The sequence below is a fragment of the Pseudomonas sp. RIT411 genome, from assembly GCF_003057735.2.
GTDB lineage: Bacteria > Pseudomonadota > Gammaproteobacteria > Pseudomonadales > Pseudomonadaceae > Chryseomonas > Chryseomonas oryzihabitans.
In genome coordinates, this window is record NZ_QBIZ02000002.1 from 50,338 (window position 1) to 74,999 (window position 24,662).

The window sequence follows — 24,662 nt, forward strand, 5'->3', positions numbered from 1 at the left end:
CACGGGCGAGGGCAGTCAACCTGTGCGCACTTCATGAACAGGAGCCCTTTTATGACCGGCCAGGGAGAATCCGCCGCTCGTCCCACCTTCAGTCCTCCGGTCTTCTGGACCTCGACCTTGCTGCTACTCGTGCTGGTGCTCTATGCCAGCCTGTTCCAGGCCAACGCCCAGTGGCTGTTCGCCGCCATCCAGGGCTGGATCATCACCAACCTCAGCTGGTTCTACATCCTCGCCGTGGCCATCATCCTCGGCACCGTGGTGTTTCTCGGCATGAGTCGCTATGGCGACATCAAGCTCGGCCCGGACCACAGCGAGCCGGACTACGCCAACACCACCTGGTTCGCCATGCTGTTTTCCGCCGGCATGGGCATCGGTCTTATGTTCTTTGGCGTCGCCGAGCCGGTGATGCACTTTCTCAACCCGCCCTATGCCGATGGCCAGACGGTGGACGCCGCGCGCCAGGCCATGCGCATCACCTTCTTCCACTGGGGCCTGCACGCCTGGTCGATCTATGCCATCGTCGCCCTGATCCTGGCCTACTTCAGCTATCGCCACGGCCTGCCGCTGACCCTGAGATCGGCGCTCTATCCGCTGATCGGCGAGCGCATCCATGGCCCCATCGGCCATGCCGTGGACATCTTCGCCATCATCGGTACGGTGCTGGGCGTCGCCACCTCCCTGGGCTTCGGCGTCTCGCAGATCAACACCGGGCTCAACGTGCTGTTCGGCGTGCCGGTGTCCACCCCGGTGCAGATCGGCCTGATCGTCGTCACCACGGCGCTGGCCACCCTCTCGGTGGTCTCGGGGCTGGACAAGGGCGTCCGGCGGCTGTCGGAGCTCAACCTGGGCCTGGCGGTGCTGCTGATGCTGACCGTGGTCATCCTCGGCCCCACGGTGCTGATCCTGCAGACCTTCGTCGAGAACACCGGCGGCTATCTCAGCGAGATCGTCAGCCGCACCCTCAACCTCAACGCCTATCGACCCACCGACTGGATCGGCGGCTGGACGCTGTTCTACTGGGGCTGGTGGCTGGCCTGGTCGCCCTTCGTCGGGCTGTTCATCGCGCGCATCTCGCGCGGGCGGACCATCCGCGAATTCGTCTCCGGCGTGCTGCTGGTGCCGGCCGGCTTCACCCTGCTGTGGATGACGGTGTTCGGCAACACGGCGATCCACATGATCCTCACCGAGGGCATCACCGATCTGGCCGCCGCGGTATCCCAGGACAGCTCCCTGGCGCTGTTCGCCTTCCTCGAGCACTTCCCCTTCGCCAGCGTGATCTCGCTGATCGCCATCGTCATGGTGGTGGTGTTCTTTGTCACCTCCGCCGATTCCGGCGCCATGGTGGTGGACATGCTGGCCTCCGGCGGCCAGGACCAGACGCCGGTCTGGCAGCGGGTGTTCTGGGGCGCCAGCATGGGGCTGGTGGCCATCGCGCTGCTGCTGGCCGATGGCCTCAAGGCCCTGCAGACCGCCACCATCGCCAGTGCCCTGCCGTTCACCCTCGCCCTGCTGTTCAGCATGCATGGCCTGCTCAAGGCCCTGAAGCTGGACGCCACCAAGCGCGGCCTGCGCCATCAATCGCTGAGTCTCACCCCGCCCACCAGCCGTACGCCGGGCGGCTGGCAGCGCCGCCTGCGCGGACTGGCGATGTTTCCGCGGCGCAGCCACGTGGTGCGCTTCATCGGCGAGGTGGCCAAGCCGGCCTGCCTCGCGGTGGCCGAGGAATGGCGCAAGCAGGGCTATGTCTGTGGCGTGGAAGACCGCGAGGATGGCGGGGTGCGGCTGTATGTCGGTCCGGCCGAGCAGCCCGAGTTCGTCTACCAGGTCAGACCCCACGCCTACGCCATGCCCAGTTTCGTCATGGGCAGCGAGCCGGGGGAGGAGCGCAAGTACTTCCGCGCCCAGGTCTATCTGCGTGAAGGCGGTCAGGACCATGACGTCATGGGCTGGTCCCGCGAGGACGTCATCGGCGACATCCTCGACCAGTACGAGCGCCATATGCATTTTCTGCATCTGGTGGGCTGAGAACCTATCCACGATCTGCTGCGCGTCGGCCAAACTGCGTTAAAAACGCCTTCGGAATGCTCATTTACCACTTGTAAACTCCGCTTCCTCAGGCGTTTTTGCCTTGTTTGTCTCTAGCTCGCGAGATCGTGAACAGGTTCTGAAACGAAAAAGCCGGGCGCAGTGCCCGGCTTTTTCCTGTCGCGGCGCTCGGGTCACCTCACCCGGAAGCGCCGCACCACCGCGATCAGCTGCTCGTTGGACGACTGCACCGCCGCGGTACTCTCGGCGGTGCGCTGACCGCTGGTGACCAGGTCGTCGACGATATGGCGCACGGCAACCATGTTCTGGTTGATCTCGCCGGCCACCACGCTCTGCTCTTCGGCCGCGGCGGCGATCTGGGTCGAGAGATCGCTGATGCGCACCACCGAACCGCTCATCTCGTCCAGGCCTTCGGTGACCTCGCGGGTGCGCTCGGCAGTGCTCTGGCAACTGGCCTTGGTCATTTCCATGGCCGCGACCGCGGAACTCACCCCCTGCTGCAACCGGTTGAGCATCTCGTTGATCTCGGCGGTGCTCTGCTGGGTACGGCCGGCCAGGGCGCGGACCTCGTCGGCCACCACCGCGAAGCCGCGACCCTGTTCGCCGGCCCGGGCCGCCTCGATGGCCGCGTTGAGCGCCAGCAGGTTGGTCTGGCCGGCAATCCCGCCGATCACCCCGAGCACGTCGTTGATGCGCTGGGCATCGCTCTGCATGGCCTGCACCTTGAGGGTGGCGTCTTCCACCTGATCCACCAGGGCCAGCACGCTGGCCGAGGCCTGCTGGACCACCGCGCGGGAACGCTCGGCCTGGCCGTTGGCGGCCTGGGTGAGGGTAGCGGTATCGCTGGCGCTGCGGGCCACGGAGTCGGAGGTGGCGCTCATCTCGGTGATGGCGGTCACCGCCTGGTCGGTTTCGCTGGCATGCCGGGCCAGGATGGCACCGTTCTGCTGGGCCTGGCCGTGCAGTTGCTTGAGACCGGTGTCGATGCGGTCGGTGGCATCGCCCACCTCGCCGATCAGCCGCTGCAGATAGCCGATGAAGCCGTTGACCGCGCCGGCCACCGCGTCCACCTCGTCCTGGCCGTGCACCGGGATGCGCCGGGTCAGGTCGGCGTCGCCGGCGGACAGGGATTCGATGTTGCGTTGCAGCAGGCCCAGGCGACCCATCAGCTTGCCGAGCGCCAGCACCATGATGCCTACCAGCAGCAGGACCAGCGGCAGCTGGATCGCCGCCAGGGTCTTGAGGATACCGGTGTTGGTCGCCGCGATGAGCGAGGTGGGCAGCGCCGTGGCCAGCAGCCAGGGGGTGCCGGCCAGCGGGCGCAGGAAGAAGGTGTGGGGCGTGCCGTGCTCGTCGACATAGGTGTCGCGCACCACGGCCTCGCCCTTGAGCTTGCCGAGGTTCTGCTGGATGGCGGCGACGAAGGGCGAACGGGTGGCATAGGCCGAGACGTTGTTCAGGATCTGCGAATCGCCGAGTTCGCTGAGGTTGCTGAGGATCTTGCCGTCGGCCTCGACGATCATCATGTCGGTGTCGTCGAGTTCCTTGCGCAGGCTGTCCACCAGGGGGTTGAAGAAGCCCAGGGTGAGGTCGATGGTCGAGACGCCAAAGGCCTTGCCGTCGCGCTGGATGGCCATGGCGCAGTTGGTGCGCGGCTCGGCGCTGGCGGCGTCCTTGTAGGCGGCGGCCCAGACGCACTGGCCGGCGGGAGCCTTGAGGCCAGCCTGGAACCAGGGTTGCTCCCAGTAGTTGAGCGACTCGGGGGAGTTCCAGTGCGTGTTGACGATCAGCTTTCCGCCGGCATCGCGGTGATAGAAGGTGCTGAACTTGTCGCGACCCTGCTCGCGCTGGTTGGGCAGCGGCCAGATGCCGCCGCCGAACACCTTGGCATCGCCGTACTGGTCCACCAGGCCGGGCAGCACCCGGTCGATGGCGGCGCTGTCCAGCAGCGGCACGGTCTGGGTGATGGAGCGCTGCTGCGCCTGGATCTGGTTGAGTTCGCGATAGATGCGGGTGCCCACCTCGTTGACGCGGGTGAGCACGGCGGATTCACCGGCGGCGACCAGGTCCGGCGTCACCCACAGGCGAATGCCGATGACGGTGGCCGCGAGGGTCGCGCCGATGAAGCCGAGGAAGATCAGGGTGTAGCGGGTCCGAATGGTGTTCAAGGCCATGGTGTCGCTCCTGCGGTTACAGCGTCGTTCACGCTGCGAAAGGCATCCTTGGCGGTGTTCTGAACGAGGATGTCAGAGCCTTATCGGCGTCTGACGTGTGACCTTTAGTCGCAGGAGGCGCGGGATATCGGGACGCGAATCCAGTCGCGCCGTGACCTGGCAGCCGCTTTCCGGTCAGAGGATTGCGCCGTGCGGCGATCAGGGTCGCACGGTGCGGATTTCGCCCTGCCAGGCACCGGCGACCTGCCGGACGATCACCAGGCAGGGACCGTCGCCTGGCGCCGCGACCAGGCACCCGCCATCGGCCTGCCAGAAGGCGCTGCGGCCCACGCAGGCATAGCCGCCGGTGGGCGCGCCGTGATTGGCCAGGAGCACCAGCATGCCCAGGCGTCGGGCATGGCCGGCCAGGCGCGCGCTGTCGGCGGGATAGCCGGTCGGACCTATCACCGCCGAGGCCAGGTAGAGATCGGCGCCGCGGGCATGGGCGCCATCGGCATGGGCCTCGTGATTGCTGTCGGCGCAGATGGCCAGGGCGGCCTTCAGCCCGCGCACCTCCAGCAAGTCCCCGCCATCGCCGGGCACGAAGGGCGGCGCCTCGCCCGGATGCAGGTACTCCTTGGTATGGACATGACAGCGGCCATCGGCGCCCAGGATCAGCGCGCCGATCTGCAATCCCGCCACGCCCCGCACGGGCGCTCCGACCACGGCCGTCAGCCCGACCGCGCGGCAGGCGTCTCGCAGCGGCAGCAGGCGCGCATCGCTGCTTTCCAGCGTCAGCCCTGCCGCCAGGGTCGGCTCATAGCCGGTCAGGGACAGTTCCGGAAACAGCAGGAGCTCCACCCCGACGTCGGCAGCCGCGGTGATGAAGTCGAGATGGGTGCGCAGATTGGCGGCGAGGTCGCCGGCGAGCGAAACGGATTGGGCGGCGGCCAGGGTAGGGGTGGGCATCGGGACTCCAGGGAAAGCGGCAGCGCCCGGGAGAGCGGGCCCGGCCATCGCTATGGGGAGGGCGTCCGGCAGGGGAGGCAGGGCTATGCCGGCTTTAGCTGAACAGGCTGGGTTGCCTCCCGGTTATACCGCTATCGCTACCTCTCAGTATTTGGCCGGGAGGCGCCTCGCTATAGTCGGGCCGTCTATCAATTTCAAGAATAACAGGACGGGTCATGGCGATAATCAACTATGTAACGGAGATCCGCTTCGGCGCCGGCTGTGCGGCCGAACTGGCCGACGTCAACGCCCGGCTGGGCTTCCAGCGGCCACTGATCGTCACCGATCGGGGCGTGGTGGCCGCCGGTCTCATCGAGCAGCTGGTGGAGCAGAATCCCCTGGCCGCCTACCAGGTGTTCGACGCCACCCCGGCCAATCCCACCGAGGCCGCCACCCGCGAGGGCGTCGCCTGTTTCCGGGATGCGGACTGCGACGGCATCATCGCCGTCGGTGGGGGTTCGCCCATCGACCTGGCCAAGGCCATCGCCATGTCCGCGCGCCATCCCGGACCGCTGAAACAATTCGCCCTCATCGAAGGCGGCCTGACGCGGATCACCGCGGCGACGGTGCCCATCGTGGCCATTCCGACCACGGCCGGCACCGGCAGCGAGGTGGGACGCGGCGCCATCATCATCCTCGACGATGGCCGCAAGGTCGGCATCCTCTCGCCCCATGTCATCCCGCGGGTGGCCATCTGCGATCCGCTGCTGACGCTCAGCCTGCCGCCGCACCTGACCGCCGCCACGGGCATGGACGCGGTGGCCCACTGCATCGAGACCTTTCTCGCGCCCGGCTTCAATCCGCCGGCCGAGGGCATCGCCCTGGACGGCCTGCGCCGGGCCTGGCGCCATCTGGAACTGGCGTTCAACGAGCCCACCAACCTGGAAGCCCGTACCCAGATGCTCAGCGCCTCGCTGCAGGGGGCGCTGGCCTTCCAGAAGGGGCTGGGCTGCGTGCACAGTCTGAGTCACTCACTGGGCGGCATCGATCCGCGGCTGCACCATGGCACCCTCAACGCGGTCCTGCTGCCGGCCGTGGTGGCCTTCAACCGGAGCGCCGAATCGGTGATCCGCGACGAGAAGCTCGAACGCCTCGCCCAGGCCATGGAACTGCCGCCGCGGCTGTCGGTGGAGCAGGCGCTGGCGCGCAAGGCCGAAGCCCTGCGGCTGCCGACGGGGCTGGCGCAGATGGGGGTCGACAAGGGACTCATCCCGCGCATCGTCACCGGCGCCCTGGCCGATCACAGCCACCGGACCAATCCCCGGGAAGCCTCGGCGGAAGACTATGCCCAGCTGATCCAGGCCTCGTTCTGAGGCCCTGGCTTGTGTAGCGGCAAGCCCTTCCGCTGCAGTGCCATCCGCCGTCCTGCCCTGCGCCTCGACTCGTTCCGGGCGGGTAGTGGGCTGCGGATGACCGCCAGCCGTTCTGCAAGACCCTCGCGACAATCACAACAATTAAAGGACGCGAAACATCATGGCCCATCCCAGTACCGCCGCATCCCCGGTGCAATTCGATCCGCTCTATCGCAAGGTCGCCTGGCGCGTGTTGCCGCTGCTGCTGCTCGGTTACATCATCGCCTATCTCGATCGGGTCAACGTCGGCTTCGCCAAGCTCGCCATGCTCAGCGACCTCGGCATGTCCGACGCGGCCTATGGCCTGGGCGCCGGCATCTTCTTCATCGGCTACTTCCTCTTCGAGGTCCCCAGCAACCTGATGCTGCATCGCGTCGGCGCCAAGCTGTGGATCGCCCGCATCATGATCACCTGGGGCCTGGTCTCGTCGCTGATGGCCTTCACCGGGCCCATCGCCCAGTTGCTGGGCATCAGCCACGAACTGACCTTCTATGGCCTGAGATTCCTGCTCGGCGTCTGCGAGGCGGGCTTCTTTCCCGGGGTCATCCTCTACCTGACCTACTGGTTTCCCGCGGCGCTGCACAGCCGCATGATGGCCATCGTCATCCTCGGCAATCCGGTGTCCTTCATCTTTGGTGGTCCGCTCAGCGGCGCCATCATGTACTACATGGGCAGCAACGGCCTGCTGGCGGGCTGGCAGTGGATGTTCGTCATCGAGGCGGTGCCGGCCGTGGTGGTCGGGGTGGTGGTGCTCTGGCTGCTGGACAACGGCATCCAGGACGCCCGGTGGCTGAACCAGCAGGAAAAGGCCGAACTCACCCGGCGTCTGGCCCTGGAGGCCGCGGAAAAGCCGCGCATCGCCCTCAAGCGGCTGTATGCCCTGCCCATCATCTGGCTGCTCACGGTCATCTACGTCCTGCTGATGCTCGGCAACTACGGCATCAATTTCTGGGTGCCGACCATCATCAAGAACGCCGGGGTGGCCTCGGTCCTGGACATCGGCCTCATCACCGCCATCCCCTATGTGTTCGGCGCGGCGACCATGGTCTGGGTCACCCGCCAGGCCCAGCGCACGGGTAACCAGCGCGCCTATGGCGCCCTGATGTCGGTGCTGGCCGGGATCGGCCTGATCCTCTGCGCGGCCTTTCCCCAGCACCTGCTGCTGATGATCCTCGGTGTCGCCTTCGCCGTGGGTGGCAGCCTGAGCGCCATCGCCCTGTTCTGGGGGCTGCCCGGCGCCTTTCTGCAGGGCGCCGCCGCCGCGGCCGGCATCGCCATCATCAACTCCTTCGGCAATCTCGGCGGCTTCGCCGGGCCCTATCTGCTGGGGTTGCTGACCACGCTGTTCGGCTCGGCGCAGGTGGGGCTGATGCTGCTCGGGGGTTGCCTGCTGGGGTGCGCGGCGCTGATGCTGTGGGTGACCCGCCGGCCCGCGCCGTCGACTACCGGGCTGCTGGCCGAGTAGCCACGCCGCGCCAGCCGCGCCTTTCGAGCGGAAGCGACTATCCTTCGCTGCCGCTTTCCCTGTCAGTGAAGAGGACGTCATGGATCTGGTCAGCGAGTTGCACACCATCGTCGGGCGGCGCCATGTCCTGCAGGGCGACGCGGCGACCCGACGCTTCCGCCTGGGCATCCGCTATGGTGGCGGGGCGGTGCTCGCCGTGGTGCGGCCCGGCAGCCTGCTGGAGATGTGGCGCGTGCTGCAGCGCTGCCACAGCGCCGGCACCATCATCATCTGCCAGGCGGCCAACACCGGCCTGACCGGCGGCTCCACCCCGGTGGCCGAGGGCTACGACCGGCCGGTGGTGCTGATCAACACCCTGCGCCTGACCCGCCTGGCCCTGCTGCGCCAGGGCGAGCAGGTGCTGTCCCAGCCGGGTGTGACCCTGAGCCAGCTGGAGACGACACTGAAACCCCTGGGGCGCGAGCCGCACTCGGTGATCGGCTCGACCTGCATCGGCGCCTCCGTCACCGGTGGCGTCTGCAACAACTCCGGCGGCTCGCTGATCCGCCGCGGACCGGCCTTCACCCAGCTGTCGCTGTTCGCCCGCATCGACGAAGCCGGGCAGCTGCAACTGGTCAACCACCTGGGCCTGGCCTTGGGCGACACCCCCGAGGAGATCCTCAGCCGACTCGACGAGGGGCGCTTCGACGACAGCGTCGTGCAGGATCCGGCCGGTGCCATGGCCTCAGATCGCGAATACGCCCGCCATGTCCGCGATGTGGCCTCGGCCACCCCGGCGCGCTACAACGCCGATCCGCGGCGGCTGTACGAAGCCTCGGGTTCGGCGGGCAAGATCGCCGTGTTCGCCCTGCGCCTGGATACCTTCGTCGCCGATCGCAACACCCGGGTGTTCTACATCGGCTCCAATCGGGCCGCCGATCTGGAAGCCATCCGCCGGCACATCCTGGTCAACTTCGCCCAGCTGCCCATCGCCGGCGAATACATGCACCGCACGGCCTACGAACTCAGTCGTACCTACGGCAAGGACCTGTTCCTCTTCATCCAGCGCTGTGGTGCGCAACGGGTGCCCCAGGCCTTTGCCTGGAAGACCCGCTTCGATGCCCTGAGCGAACGCCTGGGCCTGGGTGCCCAGCTTGGCGATCGCCTGCTGCAACGTCTGGCGGCGCCCTTGCCGGAGCACCTGCCGGCGCGCCTCAACGCCTTTGCCGCGCGCTTCGAGCACCATCTGCTGCTGAAGATGGGGGAAGACGGCATCGACGAGGCCCGCGCCTATCTGCAGTCCTGGCTGCCCAGCGCCGACGCGGACTTCATCGAGTGCGACGCGGAGGAGGGCAACGCCGCCTTCCTCAATCGCTTCGCGGTCGGCAATGCCATGAATCGCTACCGGGCGGTGCACCGGGACACCGTGGAGGAAATCCTCGCCCTGGACATCGCCCTGCCGCGCAACACCCAGGACTGGTTCGAGACCCTGCCGCCGGAGCTGGCGGAGCAGATCGAGGTGACCATGTATTGCGGGCACTTCTTCTGCCACGTGCTGCACCAGGAATACCTGGTGAAGAAGGGCCGGGACTGCGCGGCGCTCAAGCGTCGCCTGCTGGCCCTGCTGGAGGCCCGCGGCGCCCGTTATCCCGCCGAGCACAATGTCGGTCACCTCTATGCCGCGGCGCCGGAACTGGAGCGGCACTATCGCCAGCTCGATCCGACCAACGCCTTCAATCCGGGCATCGGGCAGCTGACGCGGCGCCATCGCTGGCAGGAGGACTGCTGCGCCACGCATGCCGGCGATGCCATCACCGCGGTGGCGAAGGCGGCCCGGGCGGAGACCGCGGAGACGAGTCGCACGTCCTGAGCTGCGGGACGGCTCAGTCTTCCCGCTGGATGGCGTAGAGCGATTCCACCAGCAGCGCGAACGCCGGATTCTGCTGGGCGCTGTGCCGCGAGACCAGCTCATAGGGCTCGCTGTGCGACCGCAGCTCCAGCGGCAGGCGGCTGACCAGGCCATGCTGGCAGACATAGTCCGCCACCTCGACCGAGACCAGGGCCACCAGCCGGGGATTGCGGCTCAACAGCGAAAGGGTGGTCAGCGCCGAGGTGGTCTCGATCAGGTGCAGCGGAAAGGGCAGCTGCGCCTCGAAGAATTCGTGTTCCAGGGTGCGTCTCATGGGCATGTTGGCTCGATAGACCACCCAGCGACTGTCCGAGAGATCCCGCAACTCGACCCGCTCGCGCTGGGCGGCCGGATGGGCGGCGTGGGCGATGACCGCCAGGGACTCGTCCTTGATGACCAGGGCGTCGTAGCTTTCCGGCCGCTCGCTGACCGACAGGCGACAGATGGCCGCGTCCAGCCGTCCCTGGTCGATCAGGCCGAGCAGGGTCGTGCTGGTGTCTTCCACCACCTCGATGGACAGCCGTGGCTGCAAGTCCAGCAGCCGCGAGATGGCATGGGTGAGCAGGGGCACGGCGCCCATGATGGTGCCGATGGCCAGCTTGCCGCCGGAGCCGCTGGCGATGGCGTGGAGTTCGAGGCGCAGATTGTCCAGGTCGGCCTGGATCAGCCGGGCGAAGCGAATGGCGCAGGTACCCGCCGGGGTCGGCAGCAGGCCGCGATTGGTGCGCAGGAACAACTCGACTCCCAGGGCGGACTCCAGCTCCTTGAGCGCCTTGCTGGCGCCCGGCTGGGTGAGCCCCAGGCCTTCCGCGGCATTGAGCAGCGAACCCTTTTCCGCCAGGGCGATGAGCAGGCGCAGCTGCTTGGCGTGCAGGCGCGACATGATGGCGTTGAGGCTGGCGAGCTGCTTCATTGACCGACTGTTATACCGCGGTTGCTTATTGTTGATCCCGAGGGCTCTAGCCTAGAGCAAGTCGTTGCTTGCGTATAACGGACTGTAATAGGAGCGGGGCTTGATCGGCCGCGAGCCTGCCGCTACGAGGCGTGGTTCGTTGGGCTTCGGCGATAGAGCTGCCTCAATCCAACCTACGGGTCCTGCAGGTTGGGTTGAGCGCCAGCGAAGCCCAACGGGTCGGACTCAGGGCGCGCATCCTGTCCCTCACCCCAACCCTCTCCCGGAGGGAGAGGGGGCGGCAAAGGTGCGAAGGGAGGCGGTGGCATCTATCAGCAGGCTTTACCCCCCTATCCCCTTGGGAGAGGGTTGGGGTGAGGGCCCGCAGGAAGGCAAGGCCGCATCGAGCTGCGCGCCTATACCCCCTCTCCCTCTGGGAGAGGGCTGGGGTGAGGGCTGAGCCCCCTCAGAGCAGCGTGAAACTCCCCTCACGCACCCGCTCCGAATCCAGGCCGACCATCACCTTGAACTCGCCCGGCTCCGAGACCAGCTTGAGGTCGTTGTTGTAGAAGCGCAGGTCCGCCTCGGTGATGGGGAAGTCCAGCTCGCGACTCTCGCCCGGTTGCAGCATCACCTTCTGGAAACCCTTGAGCTCCTTGACCGGTCGCGCCAGGGAGGCGGTCACGTCGTGCAGATAGAGCTGCACCACGGTGGCGCCGGCGCGGCTGCCGGTGTTCTTGACCGTGACCCTAGCGGTCAGGGTGTCGCCCTTCTTCAGGGTGGCGCTGGACAGCTGCGGCGCCGAGACCTCGAAGGAGGTGTAGCTCAGGCCGTAGCCGAAGGGGTAGAGCGGACCGTTGACGATGTCGAAATAGCGCGAGGTGTACTTGTTCGGCTTGGCCGCATCGAAGGGGCGACCGCTGCTCAGGTGGTTGTAGTACAGCGGCACCTGGCCCACTTCCCGGGGAAAGGTCATGGTCAGCTTGCCGGAGGGGTTGTGGTCGCCGAACAGCACATCGGCCACGGCGTTGCCGCCTTCGGTGCCGGGGAACCAGGCTTCCAGCAGGGCGTTGGCCTGTTCCTGCTCCCATTCCAGCGCCAGCGGGCGGCCGTTCATCAGCACCAGCACCAGCGGCTTGCCGGTGGCCTTGAGTGCCTTGATCAGCTCGCGCTGGGTGTCGGGCACGCTGATGCGGGCGCGGCTGGAGGCCTCGTGGGCCATGCCCTGGGATTCGCCGACCACGGCCACCACCACCTCGGCCTGGCGCGCGGTGGCCACGGCTTCGGCGATCAGTTCGCTGGCGCTGCGCGGATCCACCGCGACCGCCGGTTCGTAGGAGTTCAGGTAGGCCAGCACATCGCGGTCGTCCAGCAGGTTGGCGCCCTTGGCATAAAGCACCTTGCCCTGACCGGCCACGGCGTTTTCCAGGCCGCGGCGGATGGAGACGGCCTGGGCGGCCACGCCGGCGGCGGACCAGTTGCCCATGACGTCGCGCGGACTGTCGGCCAGCGGGCCGACCACCGCCAGGGTGGCGCCCTTGCGCAGTGGCAGCACGGCCTTTTCGTTCTTCAGCAGCACCAGGCTCTCGCGGGCCACCTGACGCGCCTCGGCGCGGTGCAGCCGCGATTCGGCGTTGGTGTCGGCCGGATCCTGGCCCTGCAGCCGGCGATAGGGATCGTCGAACAGGCCCATGCGGTACTTGGTCAAGAGCATGTCGCGCACGGCCTGGTCGATCTCGGCCTGGGTCACCTTGCCGGCGGCCAGCAGGGCGGGCAGCTGCTTGCCGTAGACGTCGTCGTGCATGTTCAGCTCGACGCCGGCCTTGAGCGCCTGTTCGGCGGCGTCGCGGGTGTCCTTGGCCACCCCGTGCAGCACCAGCTCGTTGATGGCGCCGTGGTCGCTGATCAGCAGGCCCTGGTAGTTCCAGTCCTTGCGCAGCAGGTCCTGCAGCAGCCAGCGATTGGCCGTGGCCGGGACGCCGTTGATGCTGTTGAGCGCCACCATCACCGCCCCGGCACCGGCCTCGGCGGCGGCGCGATAGGGCGGCAGGTAGTCCTGCATGAGTCGCTGCGGACTCATGTCGACGTTGCTGTAGTCACGCCCGGCTTCCACGGCGCCGTAGCCACCGAAGTGCTTGATGCTGGCCATGAGGCTGTCGGGGGCGCGCAAGTCCCTGCCCTGGTAGGCGTGCACCAGGGTGGCGCCGATGCGCGAGGTCAGCCAGGTGTCTTCGCCAAAGGTTTCCGAGGCACGGCCCCAGCGCGGCTCGCGGGTCACGTCGACGGTGGGGGAAAAGGTCAGGTTGAGGCCATCGGCCGCCGCTTCCAGGGCGGAGATGCGCCCGCTGGTGGCGATGGCGTCGAGATTCCAGGTGCTGGCCAGGCCCAGGTTGATGGGGAAGATGGTGCGCATGCCGTGGATGACGTCATAGGCATAGAACAGCGGGATCTTCAGCCGGCTGTGGGCGACCTGGTCCTGCATCTGGCGGATATCGGGGCGGGTCACGGTGTTGAACATGGCGCCCACCTTGCCGGCGCGGATGTCCGCCATGATGGCTTCCTTGGGATAGTCCGGCCCGACGCTCACCAGATTGAGCTGGCCGATCTTTTCCTCCAGGGTCATCTTCGCCAGCAGGGCGTCGACGTAGGCGCGTGCCGGATCCCTGTCCTGCGCCGGGGCGAGGGTGGCGCTGACCGCCAGTCCCAGGCCGAGCATGAGTGCGGTGAGGCGTGGTGCGTTCAACATCGTCCCCCAATTCCCTGTGCGTACTTTCTCGTTGTTCTTGGGCACCCTTGTGCCGAGGGGATTGTACAACCGTGACGCCGGGAAGCGGAGCCGTTGACGGCCGGCGGGCGAGCCGGTCGTCAGGGGCCTGGGAGAGGAGGCGAAGACCTAGAAACGCGGCTTGCGGGTTTCCCAGTCCGGCTGGTACTTGCGCATCTGGCGCACGTCGTCGCGGCTGCGGATGTCGATGGCGAGGAACTGCTCGTGCAGCTTGGCGAGCTGATCCTGGTCCAGCTCCACGCCCAGGCCGGGCGCATCGGTGATCGCCACGCAGCCATTGCGGATCGGCAGCTTGCCGCCCCGGATGACCTCTTCGTCCTCTTCCTGCCAGGGATAGTGGGTGTCGCAGGCATAGGCCAGGTTGGGCACCGCGGCGGCCACTTGCGTCATGGCCATGAGGCTGATGCCCAGGTGCGAGTTGGAGTGCATGGAGACGCCCAGGCCAAAGGTGTCGCACAGCCGCGCGAGGATCTGGGTGTCCCGGAGGCCGCCCCAGTAGTGGTGGTCGGCGAGCACGATCTGCACGCTGTTCTGGGCCACGCTGCGGCGGAATTCGTCGAAATCGGTGACCACCATGTTGGTGGCCAGGGGTATGCCGGTGCGCCGGTGCAGTTCGGCCATGCTGTCCAGGCCCGGAGTCGGATCCTCGTAGTACTGCAGGTCGTCCTTCAGCACCTCGGCGATGCGCAGCGACGTTTCCAGCGACCAGTTGCCGTTGGGGTCGATACGCAGCGGCGCCTGCGGGAAGGCCTGGCGCAGGGCCTTGATGCAGGCCGCCTCGTGATCCGGACCGAGCAGGGTGCCCGCCTTGAGCTTGATGCTCTGGAAGCCGTTCTCCTCGATCATCCGCGCCGCCTGGGCCACCACCTGCTCGGGGCTGATGGCCTCGCCCCAGCGATCGGGCGGGTAGGGCGCATCGATATGCTCGGCGTACTTGAGGAACAGGTAGGCGCTGAAGGGCACCTCGCGGCGCACCGCACCGCCCAGCAATTCGACCAGGGGAATGCCCAGGGAACGCGCCTGCAGATCGAGGAAGGCCACCTCGAAGGCGGAATAGGCGTTGGCCACCTGCTTGCTCGGATGGGAGCCAGGCGCCAGTTCGGCACCGGCCACCACGCCGCCGGCGAGGCCGGCGACGGTCTCCACCACCCGGGCGCGCAGGCCGTTGAGGTCCCAGGCGGAGAGGCCGACCAGGCTGCTTTCCATGGCCTTCAACACCGCCAGCACCGGGGCGTCGCCATAGCTCTCGCCGAGGCCGATGTGGCCGTTGTCGCCTTCCACCTCGATGATGGATCTCAGCGCATAGGGTTCGTGGATGCCGCTGGCGTTGAGCAGCGGGGCATCGCGAAAGGCGATGGGGGTGACGGTGATCCGTTTGATCTTCACGCTCAGACTCCTGGACTTGTAGTTGTGGTGGTCTTTGTCAGTCATCGTATGACTACCGGTCGGGATCTTCAACTGAAAGAAGTGCCATGACCCCGGCGGGATGACCGCATATCGCATCGGGGTTGCCCGCTCCGGTCGGGGCTGGATAAATAGCCAGCCGCCACCCTATTCGCACCTTTCGCATGAAAGCTCCGCTCGAAGATCCCCTCTACTATCTGCACAACTTCCAGCGGGTACTGGACTGGGTCGCCCTGCGCTATCCCGATCTGCTCGACGACCGCGAGCAGGCCTTCATCACCGCCTTCGCCGAGCTGCCGCAGCCCTCGCGGGCTCTGCTGGTGCGCCTGGTGATGCGCAAGGGCGAGGTGTTCCGTGCCAGCAAGCTGGTCTATGGCGAGATCGGCTGCCCCCGCGCCGCGGCGAGTCCGCTGGTGGAGCTCGGCTGGCTGCTGGCCGATCCGGAATTGCACCTGATCGAACTCTTCGCCCTGCTGCGCAAGGAAGAGCTGCTCGGCTGCTTTGGCAATCGCCTGCCCAAGGCCGGGCGCAAGGAAGACTGGCTGGCGCGGCTGGAGGCCGAGCAGGCCACGCCCCTGGCCTTCAGCGGCTGGACCGGCAGCGTGCCCGAGCTGGTGGCGGAGGGCGTCTGGCGGCTGACGCTGATGGACCTCTGCGATCGCCTGCGTCTGCTGTTCTTTGGCAACCTGCACCAGGACTGGACCGACTTCGTGCTGGCCGATCTGGGTATCTTCCAATACGAGACGGTGGCCTTCAGCGCCGAATCCCGCGCCTTCGGCCAGCGCCACGAGGTGGACGCCTACCTCCACATCCAGCGCTGCCGCCAGGCGCTGCGCGATGGGCTGCCGGCCGCCGAGTTGCTGCCGCTGCTGCCGGCCGAGCGCTTCGCCAACACCTGGCTGGAATTGCGCCGTGGCAAGCTGCTGCATGAACTGGCGCAGCACCACGAACGCCTCGGCGAGCTGGCCCAGGCCCAGGCGCTCTACGCCGCCTCGGCGCACCCCGAATCGCGCATCCGCGCCCTGCGCATGCTCGAACGGCTGGAGGACTGGCCCGCTGCCCAGGCGCTGGCGGAAGCCATCGTCGCCGCCCCGGCCCATGACGCCGAACGCCAGCAGGTGGCGCGCATCCTGCCGCGGCTGGTGCGCAAGCAGGGCGGGCCACCCAACAAGCGCCGCCCGGCCAGCCCGGTGGAGCGCCTCGATTTCGAACTGGTCAACGATGGCCTGCGCCGGGTCGAGTGGCTGGTGCGCGAGCACCTGGGCCGCGACGAGGCGCCGGTGCACTACGTGGAAAACACCCTGCTCACCAGCCTGTTCGGGCTGCTGTGCTGGGACGCTATCTTCCTCGCCATCCCCGGCGCCTTCTTCCACCCCTATCAGCGCGAACCGGCCGACCTGCGTCTGCCGGGCTTTCGCGAGCGGCGGGCCGAGGCCTTCGCCGCCTGCCTGGCGCGCCTGGACGACGGCTCCTATCCGAGCGTGATCCGCGAGCGCTTCGCCAGCAAGCGCGGCCTGGCCTCGCCCTTCGTCGCCTGGGGCATCCTCGGCAGCGACCTGCTCGACCAGGCCCTGGCCTGCCTGCCGGCGCGGCACCTGCGGCTGTGCTTCGAACGGCTGCTGGAAGATCCGGAAAACAACCGCACCGGCTTGCCGGATCTGATCCAGTTCTGGCCGGCGGAAGGCCGCTACCGGATGATCGAGGTCAAGGGTCCGGGCGACCGCCTGCAGGACAATCAGCGCCGCTGGCTGGATTTCTTCGCCGCCCATGACATCCCGGTCAGCGTCTGCCACGTGCAGTGGCAGGTGGCCGCGACCTCCGCATGAGCTATCGCATCGCCGTTCGCGCCCTCTGCGAATTCACCGCCAAGGCCGGCGATCTGGATCTCAGATTCACCCCGTCGCCCACCGCCCTGGAAGGCATCGAGGGCCACCAGCGGGTGGCCGCGCGGCGCGGCCCCGGCTATGAGCGCGAGGTCAGTCTGCAGGGCGACTTCGAAGACCTGCAGGTGCGCGGCCGTGCCGACGGCTTCGACGCCGCTGCCCAGCGTCTGGAAGAGATCAAGACCCACAGGGGCAGTCTGGAGCGCCAGCCGGGCAACCATCGCCACCTGCACTGGGCCCAGGCCAAGGTCTATGGCCATCTGCTCTGCCAGAGCCGCGAGCTGCCTGAGCTGACCCTGGCGCTGGTCTATTTCGACATCGGCACGGGTGCCGAGACCGTCTTCACCGAGCAGTGGACGGCGGCGGACCTGGCCGCGCATTTCGAACTCCAGTGTTCGCGCTTTCTCGCCTGGGCGCGCCAGGAGCTGGCCCATCGCGCCACGCGGGATGCGGCGCTGGCGACCCTGGCCTTTCCCCATCCCGACTTTCGCCACGGCCAGCGGCCCCTGGCGGAAGCCGTCTACAAGGCCGCCAGCGTCGGCTGCTGCCTGCTGGCCCAGGCACCCACCGGTATCGGCAAGACGGTGGGTACCCTGTTCCCGCTGCTCAAGGCCATGCCGCGGCAGAACCTGGACCGACTGTTCTTCCTCGCCGCCAAGACCCCTGGCCGCGCCCTGGCCCTGCATGGCCTGGAGTCCCTGGCCGCGCCGGTGCGGGTGCTGGAACTGGTGGCGCGGGACAAGGCCTGCGAGCACCCGGAGCTGGCCTGCCATGGCGAGTCCTGCCCGCTGGCCCGCGGCTTCTATGACCGCCTGCCGGCAGCCCGCGCCGCCGCCCTGGCCGAACCCACGCAGTTGACCCGGGCGCGGGTGCGGGAGACGGCCCTGGCCCATGAGGTCTGCCCCTATTACCTGGCCCAGGAACTGGCGCGCTGGAGCGACGTGGTGGTGGGCGACTACAACTATTACTTCGACGGCAGCGCCATGCTCCACGCCCTGGCCCAGACCCAGGAGTGGCGGGTCGGGGTGCTGGTGGACGAAGCCCACAACCTGCTCGACCGCGCCCGTGGGATGTACAGCGCCAGCCTCGACCAGCGCCGCCTGGCGGCGGGCAAGACGGTAGCGCCACCGGCCATCGCCAAGGGCCTGCAGGCGCTCAATCGCGAATGGAATCGCCTGCACAAGGAGCAGCAGGTCGACTACCAGGTGCAGCCGGACTTGCCCGCCGCCTTCCTGACCGCCCTGCAACGGGTGGTGGGTCTGCTCACCGAGCACTTCGGCGAATCCGGGCAGCCGCCGGCCCCGGAGTTGCAGACGCTGTTCTTCGACCTGCTGCAGTTCATGCGCCTGGGCGAGACCTTCGGCGATCACTCGCTGTTCGATGTCACCCTGCTCAAGGGTCGCGGCAAGGCGCAGTCGCAACTCAACCTGCGCAACCTGGTGCCGGCGCCCTTCGTCGGTCCGCGGCTGGCGGCGGCGCACAGCTGCACCCTGTTCTCCGCCACCCTGATTCCCCAGCATTTCCACCGCGACCTGCTCGGGGTCCCGGCCGGCAGCGCCTGGGTCGACGTCGCCTCGCCCTTCGCCGCCGAGCAGCTGGAGGTGCGCCTGGTGCGGCTGTCCACCCGCTACGCCGACCGCGCCGCTTCCCGCGCGCCCATCGCCGCCCTGATCGCCAGTCGCTATCGCCAGCGCCCGGGCAACTACCTGGCCTTCTTCAGCAGCTTCGACTACCTCGACCAGGTGGCCGAGGCGCTGGCCGAGCTGGCGCCCGACGTGCCCCAGTGGCGCCAGTCCCGCGGCATGGACGAAGCCGCCCGCCAGGCGTTTCTCGAGCGTTTCCAGGCCGACGGCCGCGGCATCGGCTTCGCCGTGCTCGGCGGCAGCTTTGGCGAGGGCATCGACCTGCCCGGCGACCGCCTGATCGGCGCCTTCGTCGCCACCCTGGGCCTGCCCCAGCTGAATCCGGTCAACGAACAGCTGCGCCAGCGCCTGCAGCGGCGCTTCGGCGACGGCTATCGCTATGCCTACCTCTATCCTGGGTTGCAAAAGGTCATCCAGGCCGCCGGCCGGGTGATCCGCACCGTGCAGGACCGCGGCTGCCTCTATCTCATCGACGACAGATTCACCCAGCCCGAGGTCAGGGCGCTGCTGCCGAGCTGGTGGCAGGTGGAGGAGGGGGTGGTGCCCACGGGCGAACCAGCGCCGGCTTGAAGACTATCGCGGCCATGGGCCGCTCCTACGATTACATCGAGCCCGTAGGAGCAACTGTCTTGGCCGTTATAGGGGGGCACCAGGTGTAGAGCCGTAGCGTGGAAAACGGCGCAGCCTTTTCCACTGAGGACTTCGTGGCGAGGGCGCCCTCACCCCAACGCTCTCCCGAGGGGAGAGGGAGCCATCCGCGCAGGCGGTCATCTCCGTCATCGAGCCTGTAGGAGCGGCCCATGGCCGCGATCACCGTCCAGCCGTTGCTTAGGCCTCCGGCGTCTCCTCGCAAAACCTCAGCCTGTTACCGAAGGGATCGGCGATCTCCATCACCAGGCCCCAGGGCAATTCCTCGATACCCGGGCGGGCGAAGCCGTAGTCCCTGGCCAGCAATTCGGCCTGGAAGGCGCGGATGCCGGTCAGGCGGACGAAGACCGTCGAGCCGGGGCAGGCATCGCCGTGGTGGCCGGAGAGATGCAGGCGCAGGCCGGCGCGTTCGACTTCCGCGTACAGCGGCAGCCCCGGTTCGAAGCGGTGTTCCCAGACCAGGTGGAAACCCAGGAAGTGGCAGTAGAATTCACGTGCCTTTTCGTCATCGAAGATGCGCAGGATGGGGCTGGGTTGCCCGAAGGCGATGGCGGCAGCGGCCATGAGGGTCTCCAGGGAAGCGGCAAGGGAAGGTCGATGATGCGCTTTCCGGGAGGCCCGGCAACCGGAACTGTGATCCGGAAAGCTTTGGTAACCCCTCTGGCAGGCCAGAGCGTGCGCTAGGCTGCAGTTCACCGGTGCGATGGCGAACCTATCCGGGTATCGTGCATTCTTTTTCCTTTCTGGCGGTTCGGCTGGGCCGAATCTTTCATCCTTAGTGACCAAGGTTGATCCATGCAGCGTAGACACCTGCTCAAAGCGTCCCTGGCCCTGGCGGCCTACACCGGCATTCCCTCCACCGGGCTGTTTGCCCTCCAGGCCTTTGCCAATCCGGCCAACGGCGATGGCCAGGCCTTCGATTTCGACTGGCTCAAGCAGCACGCCAAGGAGCTGGCCGGCCAGGCCTACCAGCCCACCGCCCAGAAACTGCCCGACACCCTGGCGAACATGACGCCGCAGCAGTTCAACGCCATCGGCTACGATGCCAAGCATTCGCTCTGGCACGACCTCAAGGGCCAGCTGGACGTGCAGTTCTTCCACGTCGGCATGGGCTTCAAGACCCCGGTGCGGATGTTTTCGGTGGACCCCAAGACCAACGAGGCCAAGGAAGTCCACTTCCGCCCCGAGCTGTTCAACTACAACGACAGCGGCGTCGACAAGAGCCAGCTCAAGGGCGACCTGGGCTTCGCCGGCTTCAAGCTGTTCAAGGCGCCGCACCTGGCCCAGTACGACATCGTCTCCTTCCTTGGCGCCAGCTACTTCCGCGCCGTGGACAAGACCCGCCAGTACGGCCTCTCGGCCCGCGGTCTGGCCATCGACACCTATGCCGATCGCCCCGAGGAATTCCCCGACTTCACCAAGTTCTGGTTCGTCACCCCGAACAAGAACAGCACCCGCTTCGTGGTCTATGCGCTGCTGGATTCGCCCAGCGCCACCGGCGCCTATCGCTTCGATATCGACTGCCTGAACGACCGCGTGGTGATGGACGTGGACGCCAACGTCAACGCCCGCCGCGACATCAAGCAACTGGGCATCGCGCCCATGACCAGCATGTTCGGCTGCGGCACCCACGAGCGCCAGACCTGCAACACCTACCACCCGCAGATCCACGACTCCGATCGCCTGGCCATGTGGAAGGGCAACGGCGAGTGGATCTGCCGTCCGCTGAACAATCCGCCCAAGCTGCAGTTCAACGCCTTCAAGGACGACAGTCCCAAGGGCTTCGGCCTGGTGCAGACCGATCACGAATTCGAAAGCTACCAGGACGTCATGGTCCGCTACGACCGCCGGCCGAGTCTGTGGGTCGAGCCCACCTCCGCCTGGGGCGAGGGTGCCATCCAGTTGCTGGAGATCCCCACCACCGGCGAGACCCTGGACAACATCGTGGCCTTCTGGGCGCCGGCCGAGACCATCACCGCCGGCAAGTCGCTGCACTATGGCTACAAGCTGCACTGGAGTGCGCTGCCGCCGGTGAGCACGCCGCTGGCGCGGGTCTATGCCACCCGTTCCGGCATCGGCGGCTTCCCCGAGGGCTGGGCGCCCGGTGAGCACTGGCCCAAGGTCTGGGCGCGGCGCTTCGCCATCGATTTCAACGGCGGCGGCCTGTCGTTCCTACCCGAGGGTACCGGCATCGAGCCGGTGGTCACCGTCACCGACGGCAAGGTGCAGGATTTCCACGTGCTCAAGATCGACGAGATCGGCGGCTACCGGGTGATCTTCGACTGGTACCCCACCAGCGACAAGGCCGATCCGGTGCAGATGCGTGCCTTCATCCGCACCCAGGATCGCGCCCTGAGTGAAACTTGGCTGTACCAGTACTTCCCGCCAGCCGCCGATAAGCGCCGCTATCCGGACTGGAAACAGTCCTAAGCGGTCAGCAAAAAGCCGCTGTGCCTCCCCGGCGCAGCGGCTTTTTTGTGCCCGGAAGAAGGGCGTGGGGCTGACTGATCGCGGTGGTCAGTCGGCCAGCACCACCTGGTTGCGCCCCGCGCGCTTGGCCCGGTAGAGCGCCGCGTCGGCCAGGCCGTAGGCGAGCTCGAAGTCGGTGCCCGGCAGGTTGAGGCTGAGGCCGAAGCTGGCCGTCACCGGCGCTGTACCGGTCGCCTCCCGGGCGATGCGCAGACGCAGGCGTTCGGTCATGGCCAGGGCCTCGTCCCGCGCCAGGGTCGGCAGCAGCACGGTGAATTCCTCGCCACCCACCCGACCGACGATGGCCGGCGCCTGGACCAGCTCCTGCAGGCAGCGGGCGATGGCCTGGATCACCCGATCGCCGGCGGGATGGCCGAACTCGTCGTTGATGCGTTTGAAGTGGTCGATGTCCAGCACGATCATGGCCCCACCCCGTTGCCGCAGGGCCTGGCCGGCCTGGTCGATCACCGCGCCGCGATTGAGCATCCCGGTGAGGGCGTCGTGGGTGGCGCGGTACTCCAGCTGCTGGCTGAGGGTCTGCAATTGCTGGTTGAGGGCATTCATCTCGCGTTCGGCGCGATCGCTGCGGGCGATCAGCCGGCGGGTCTCGCGCATCAGGCGTTCGAAGTGCAGCGTCAGGTCGCCCAGGGCGGCTCGGTAGCGCTCGGCATCGGCGTCGTCGGCCCCATAGAGGGCGCGCGCCGCCTGCAGCACCCCGGCTTCCTGCTCGAACAGGTCGGGGCCCGCCTCGGCGGGGCTGTAGCGCCTGACGCTGGCGGTCATGCCGGCAGCTCGGGATGTTCGATGAACGTCAGCGCCTGGAAGTCCAGTCGCAGTTCTTCGCCAAATTCCTGGATGGTCTCGTCCTCGGCATCGTAGTACCAGTGCAGCTCCACCCGGTTGCCGGCCTGGGCCGCCTGGTCCAGGGCGTCGAACAGGGTGAACAGCATCTTGGTGCTGGAGCTGTTGAAGTAGGCCAGGGCCACGTGCACCCGGATGCGGGCGTCCCGACACTGGTCGAGGTAGGCCCGCAGCGACTCGATCACCGGCAGATAGAAGGCCGCGGCGTTTTCCGGAAAGGATTCGCCCTTGAGCCAGAGTTCGTCCTCGGCGAAACGGAAATCCACCTCCGGAGAGGTGGCGGTGGGAGCGATGAACATGGTGTCCATACGAGGTAGGGGTCCCTGTCAGATGATGGCTTTCAGGCAGAACAGGGTGGTGCCCGGCGTCTGCGTCGAGGGATGGAAGGCAAATTCCAGGGGTGCACTCGCATCGCGCGCCATGGTCAGGAAGCCGAGGCCGGCGCCCTTGCTGTCGGCCGGGGTCTCGGCGCGCAGGGATTCGCGATAGGCCTGCTTGATCTGTTCCAGCGACATGCTGCACAGCGGCTCGAGCCGCTCGCGCAGGGCGTCGACCTTGTCGCTGGCGATGGGGTTGGCGCAGAGCATCTGGTAGTTGCCGTCCTGGCGGGTGATACAGACCGAGCCCTGGCCCAGCTTGGTGTCCGCCAGGGCATCCGGCGGCAGCGCATCGGCGGAATAATGCAGCACGTTCTGTGACAATTCGATGAAGGAGGAAAACAGCTTGCGCCGGGTGGCGCCGCTGATGCCTTCGAACTCCAGTTGCAGCTTCACCACCTCGGCCATGGCGGCGACGATGCCATGGGAGAAATAACCGCGGTGATAGAAGATCACGTGCTGCTGCTGGGCGATGTCGAGAAAGGCGCCGTTCGCGGGAAAGGAGGCGGTCATGTCGGTCAGGCCACGCGGATGCAAAGGAAGGTGAGGTCGTCGCGACGCAGTTCGTCGCCTTGCCAGTGGGCGAGGTCCGCGCTGAGTTGCTCACAGAAGGCCGCGGTGGGCAGCGCACGCGATTCGCTCAGCCGGGTCAGGGCGCGGCGCTTGCCAAAGGAGGTGCACCGCGGGCCGCCGATCTGGTCGATCAGGCCATCGGTGGTGGCGAATAGCAGGCTGCCCGGCGGCAACGGCAGGGTGGTGGTCGGCCAGCACTGGTCGAGCGGACTGTCGGCGTAGCCGATCCCCAGGCGCAGCGGCGCCAGGGTCAGGACGTCCGCGGCGTCGGGCGCCAGCAGGTGGAGCGGCATGCGGGCGCCGGCGTAGGTCAGGCTGTGGCTGCCTCTGTCCACCCAGAAGCAGGCCAGGTCCAGGCCGTCGTTGGATTCGGAGATGCCGCCGGACTGCCCCAGCATGGCCTTGACGCTGGCGTTGATCGCCGAGAGCAACGCCGAGGGATCGCGCGGTCCCAGCTGTTGCAGGGCCTGGGTCAGGGACGCCGAGGCGATCAGGGTCATGAAGGCACCGGGTACGCCGTGGCCGGTGCAGTCGGCGATGGCACCGAACCAGCCGTCTGCGTGCTGGGCGAAGTGGTAGAAGTCGCCACCGACCACGTCGCGCGGCTGCCAGACCAGGGTGGCGTCCTGTTCCATCACCGCCAGGGCTTCGCGCGAGCTGCGCAGCATGGCGCGCTGGATGACGCTGGCGTATTCGATGCTGTGCATGATCTGGCGATTCTTCTCGGCCTGCAGGTCTGAGACGATGCGCATCAGCTGCACGCCCAGGCCGAGCCCGGCGAAGCGCCCTTCGCGGGTGACGATGAAGCCATCGGCCAGGGCCTTTTCGCCCACCTCGACGGTGCGCCGGGTCAGCTCCTCGATGGACAGACCGGCATCCACCACCAGCGGCTCCTTGTCCATGAAGGCGATGCAGCTCTTGCGATCGTAGACTTCGCGGTGATACGGCTTGCTCATCTGTGAGAGAAAGATGTCGCGGTTGATCAGGCCGATCGGGCGGTCGTGCTCGACTACCGCGAGACTGGTGATCTCGCGGCGTTCGTTGAACAGGTCCATGACCATGGCGTTGGTGTGCTCGGCCTCGACGGCGGGCCACTGGGTGCAGAGGTCGAGGGCGCAGCGTTGGCTGGGGCGGGAGGCGGCACGCGCGGAGGGCAGGGGAGCGGACGACATCGATACGAATCCGTTCTCGGGAGGTCGATGCAGCCTAGGGGCT

At 67.4% G+C, this 24,662-nt stretch carries 17 protein-coding genes; 7 read left to right on the forward strand and 10 right to left on the reverse strand.

The genetic code is table 11. The features are described from left to right. Positions 1-51: 51 nt before the first annotated feature. Positions 52-2,025: a choline BCCT transporter BetT gene (gene betT / locus DBY63_RS02990; protein WP_027602507.1), complete on the forward strand. Its 1,974-nt coding sequence runs from the start codon at positions 52-54 to the stop codon at positions 2,023-2,025. Between the two features lie 194 nt (positions 2,026-2,219). Here betT and DBY63_RS02995 read toward each other — a convergent pair whose 3' ends face one another. Further along, complete coding sequence (locus DBY63_RS02995) at positions 2,220-4,220, reverse strand: methyl-accepting chemotaxis protein (RefSeq protein ID WP_027597161.1); 2,001 nt, start codon at positions 4,218-4,220, stop codon at positions 2,220-2,222. Positions 4,221-4,418: 198 nt separating this feature from the next. Further along, entirely contained in the window at positions 4,419-5,168 is a 750-nt protein-coding gene (locus tag DBY63_RS03000; RefSeq protein ID WP_108581241.1) for a carbon-nitrogen hydrolase family protein, read from the reverse strand. 215 nt (positions 5,169-5,383) lie between these two features. Here DBY63_RS03000 and DBY63_RS03005 point away from each other — a divergent pair, with 215 nt between their 5' ends. The 3 genes from DBY63_RS03005 to dld all read left to right on the forward strand — a co-directional run bounded on the left by DBY63_RS03005 (position 5,384) and on the right by dld (position 9,873). Then, positions 5,384-6,520, forward strand: coding sequence for an iron-containing alcohol dehydrogenase (locus DBY63_RS03005; RefSeq protein ID WP_108581242.1), 1,137 nt, complete (start codon positions 5,384-5,386; stop codon positions 6,518-6,520). A 160-nt stretch (positions 6,521-6,680) separates the two neighbouring features. Continuing rightward, positions 6,681-8,024, forward strand: coding sequence for an MFS transporter (locus tag DBY63_RS03010; protein ID WP_042136225.1), 1,344 nt, complete (start codon positions 6,681-6,683; stop codon positions 8,022-8,024). Between the two features lie 79 nt (positions 8,025-8,103). Next, complete coding sequence (dld, locus tag DBY63_RS03015; protein WP_108581243.1) at positions 8,104-9,873, forward strand: D-lactate dehydrogenase; 1,770 nt, start codon at positions 8,104-8,106, stop codon at positions 9,871-9,873. A gap of 13 nt (positions 9,874-9,886) precedes the next feature. Here the strand turns inward: dld and DBY63_RS03020 are convergent, their stop codons facing one another. The 3 genes from DBY63_RS03020 to DBY63_RS03030 form a co-directional block, all read right to left on the reverse strand. Continuing rightward, on the reverse strand, positions 9,887-10,825 hold the full coding sequence (locus DBY63_RS03020; protein ID WP_108581244.1) for a LysR family transcriptional regulator: 939 nt from the start codon (positions 10,823-10,825) through the stop codon (positions 9,887-9,889). 445 nt (positions 10,826-11,270) lie between these two features. Further along, entirely contained in the window at positions 11,271-13,550 is a 2,280-nt protein-coding gene (gene bglX / locus DBY63_RS03025) for a beta-glucosidase BglX (RefSeq protein ID WP_027602513.1), read from the reverse strand. 147 nt (positions 13,551-13,697) lie between these two features. Then, the gene (locus DBY63_RS03030) at positions 13,698-14,975 is read right to left on the reverse strand and encodes a glucarate dehydratase family protein (protein WP_108581245.1); all 1,278 of its coding nucleotides are present in this window, start codon (positions 14,973-14,975) and stop codon (positions 13,698-13,700) included. Positions 14,976-15,157: 182 nt separating this feature from the next. On the opposite strand from DBY63_RS03030, the gene DBY63_RS03035 reads away from it, so the two are divergent. Then, positions 15,158-16,819: a VRR-NUC domain-containing protein gene (locus tag DBY63_RS03035; protein ID WP_108581246.1), complete on the forward strand. Its 1,662-nt coding sequence runs from the start codon at positions 15,158-15,160 to the stop codon at positions 16,817-16,819. Then, entirely contained in the window at positions 16,816-19,089 is a 2,274-nt protein-coding gene (locus DBY63_RS03040; RefSeq protein WP_108581247.1) for an ATP-dependent DNA helicase, read from the forward strand. The genes DBY63_RS03035 and DBY63_RS03040 overlap by 4 nt, the downstream gene beginning before the upstream one ends. Before the next feature lie 258 nt (positions 19,090-19,347). On the opposite strand, the gene DBY63_RS03045 is transcribed toward DBY63_RS03040, so the two are convergent. Then, complete coding sequence (locus DBY63_RS03045) at positions 19,348-19,731, reverse strand: glyoxalase superfamily protein (protein WP_108581248.1); 384 nt, start codon at positions 19,729-19,731, stop codon at positions 19,348-19,350. Between the two features lie 231 nt (positions 19,732-19,962). Between DBY63_RS03045 and DBY63_RS03050 the strand changes: the two genes are divergently transcribed. Further along, entirely contained in the window at positions 19,963-21,597 is a 1,635-nt protein-coding gene (locus tag DBY63_RS03050; RefSeq protein ID WP_027602518.1) for a glucan biosynthesis protein D, read from the forward strand. Positions 21,598-21,684: 87 nt separating this feature from the next. Here DBY63_RS03050 and DBY63_RS03055 read toward each other — a convergent pair whose 3' ends face one another. The 4 genes from DBY63_RS03055 to DBY63_RS03070 are packed head-to-tail and all read right to left on the reverse strand — an operon-like array spanning position 21,685 to position 24,619. Further along, the gene (locus tag DBY63_RS03055; RefSeq protein ID WP_108581249.1) at positions 21,685-22,419 is read right to left on the reverse strand and encodes a GGDEF domain-containing protein; all 735 of its coding nucleotides are present in this window, start codon (positions 22,417-22,419) and stop codon (positions 21,685-21,687) included. Next, on the reverse strand, positions 22,416-22,805 hold the full coding sequence (locus DBY63_RS03060; RefSeq protein WP_108581250.1) for a DUF1987 domain-containing protein: 390 nt from the start codon (positions 22,803-22,805) through the stop codon (positions 22,416-22,418). The genes DBY63_RS03055 and DBY63_RS03060 overlap by 4 nt, the downstream gene beginning before the upstream one ends. A gap of 18 nt (positions 22,806-22,823) precedes the next feature. Beyond that, positions 22,824-23,387 carry a SiaB family protein kinase gene (locus tag DBY63_RS03065; RefSeq protein WP_007159604.1) on the reverse strand — a complete coding sequence of 188 codons (564 nt, stop codon included), beginning with the start codon at positions 23,385-23,387 and terminating at the stop codon, positions 22,824-22,826. Between the two features lie 5 nt (positions 23,388-23,392). Beyond that, complete coding sequence (locus DBY63_RS03070) at positions 23,393-24,619, reverse strand: SpoIIE family protein phosphatase (protein ID WP_108581251.1); 1,227 nt, start codon at positions 24,617-24,619, stop codon at positions 23,393-23,395. Positions 24,620-24,662: the final 43 nt, after the last annotated feature.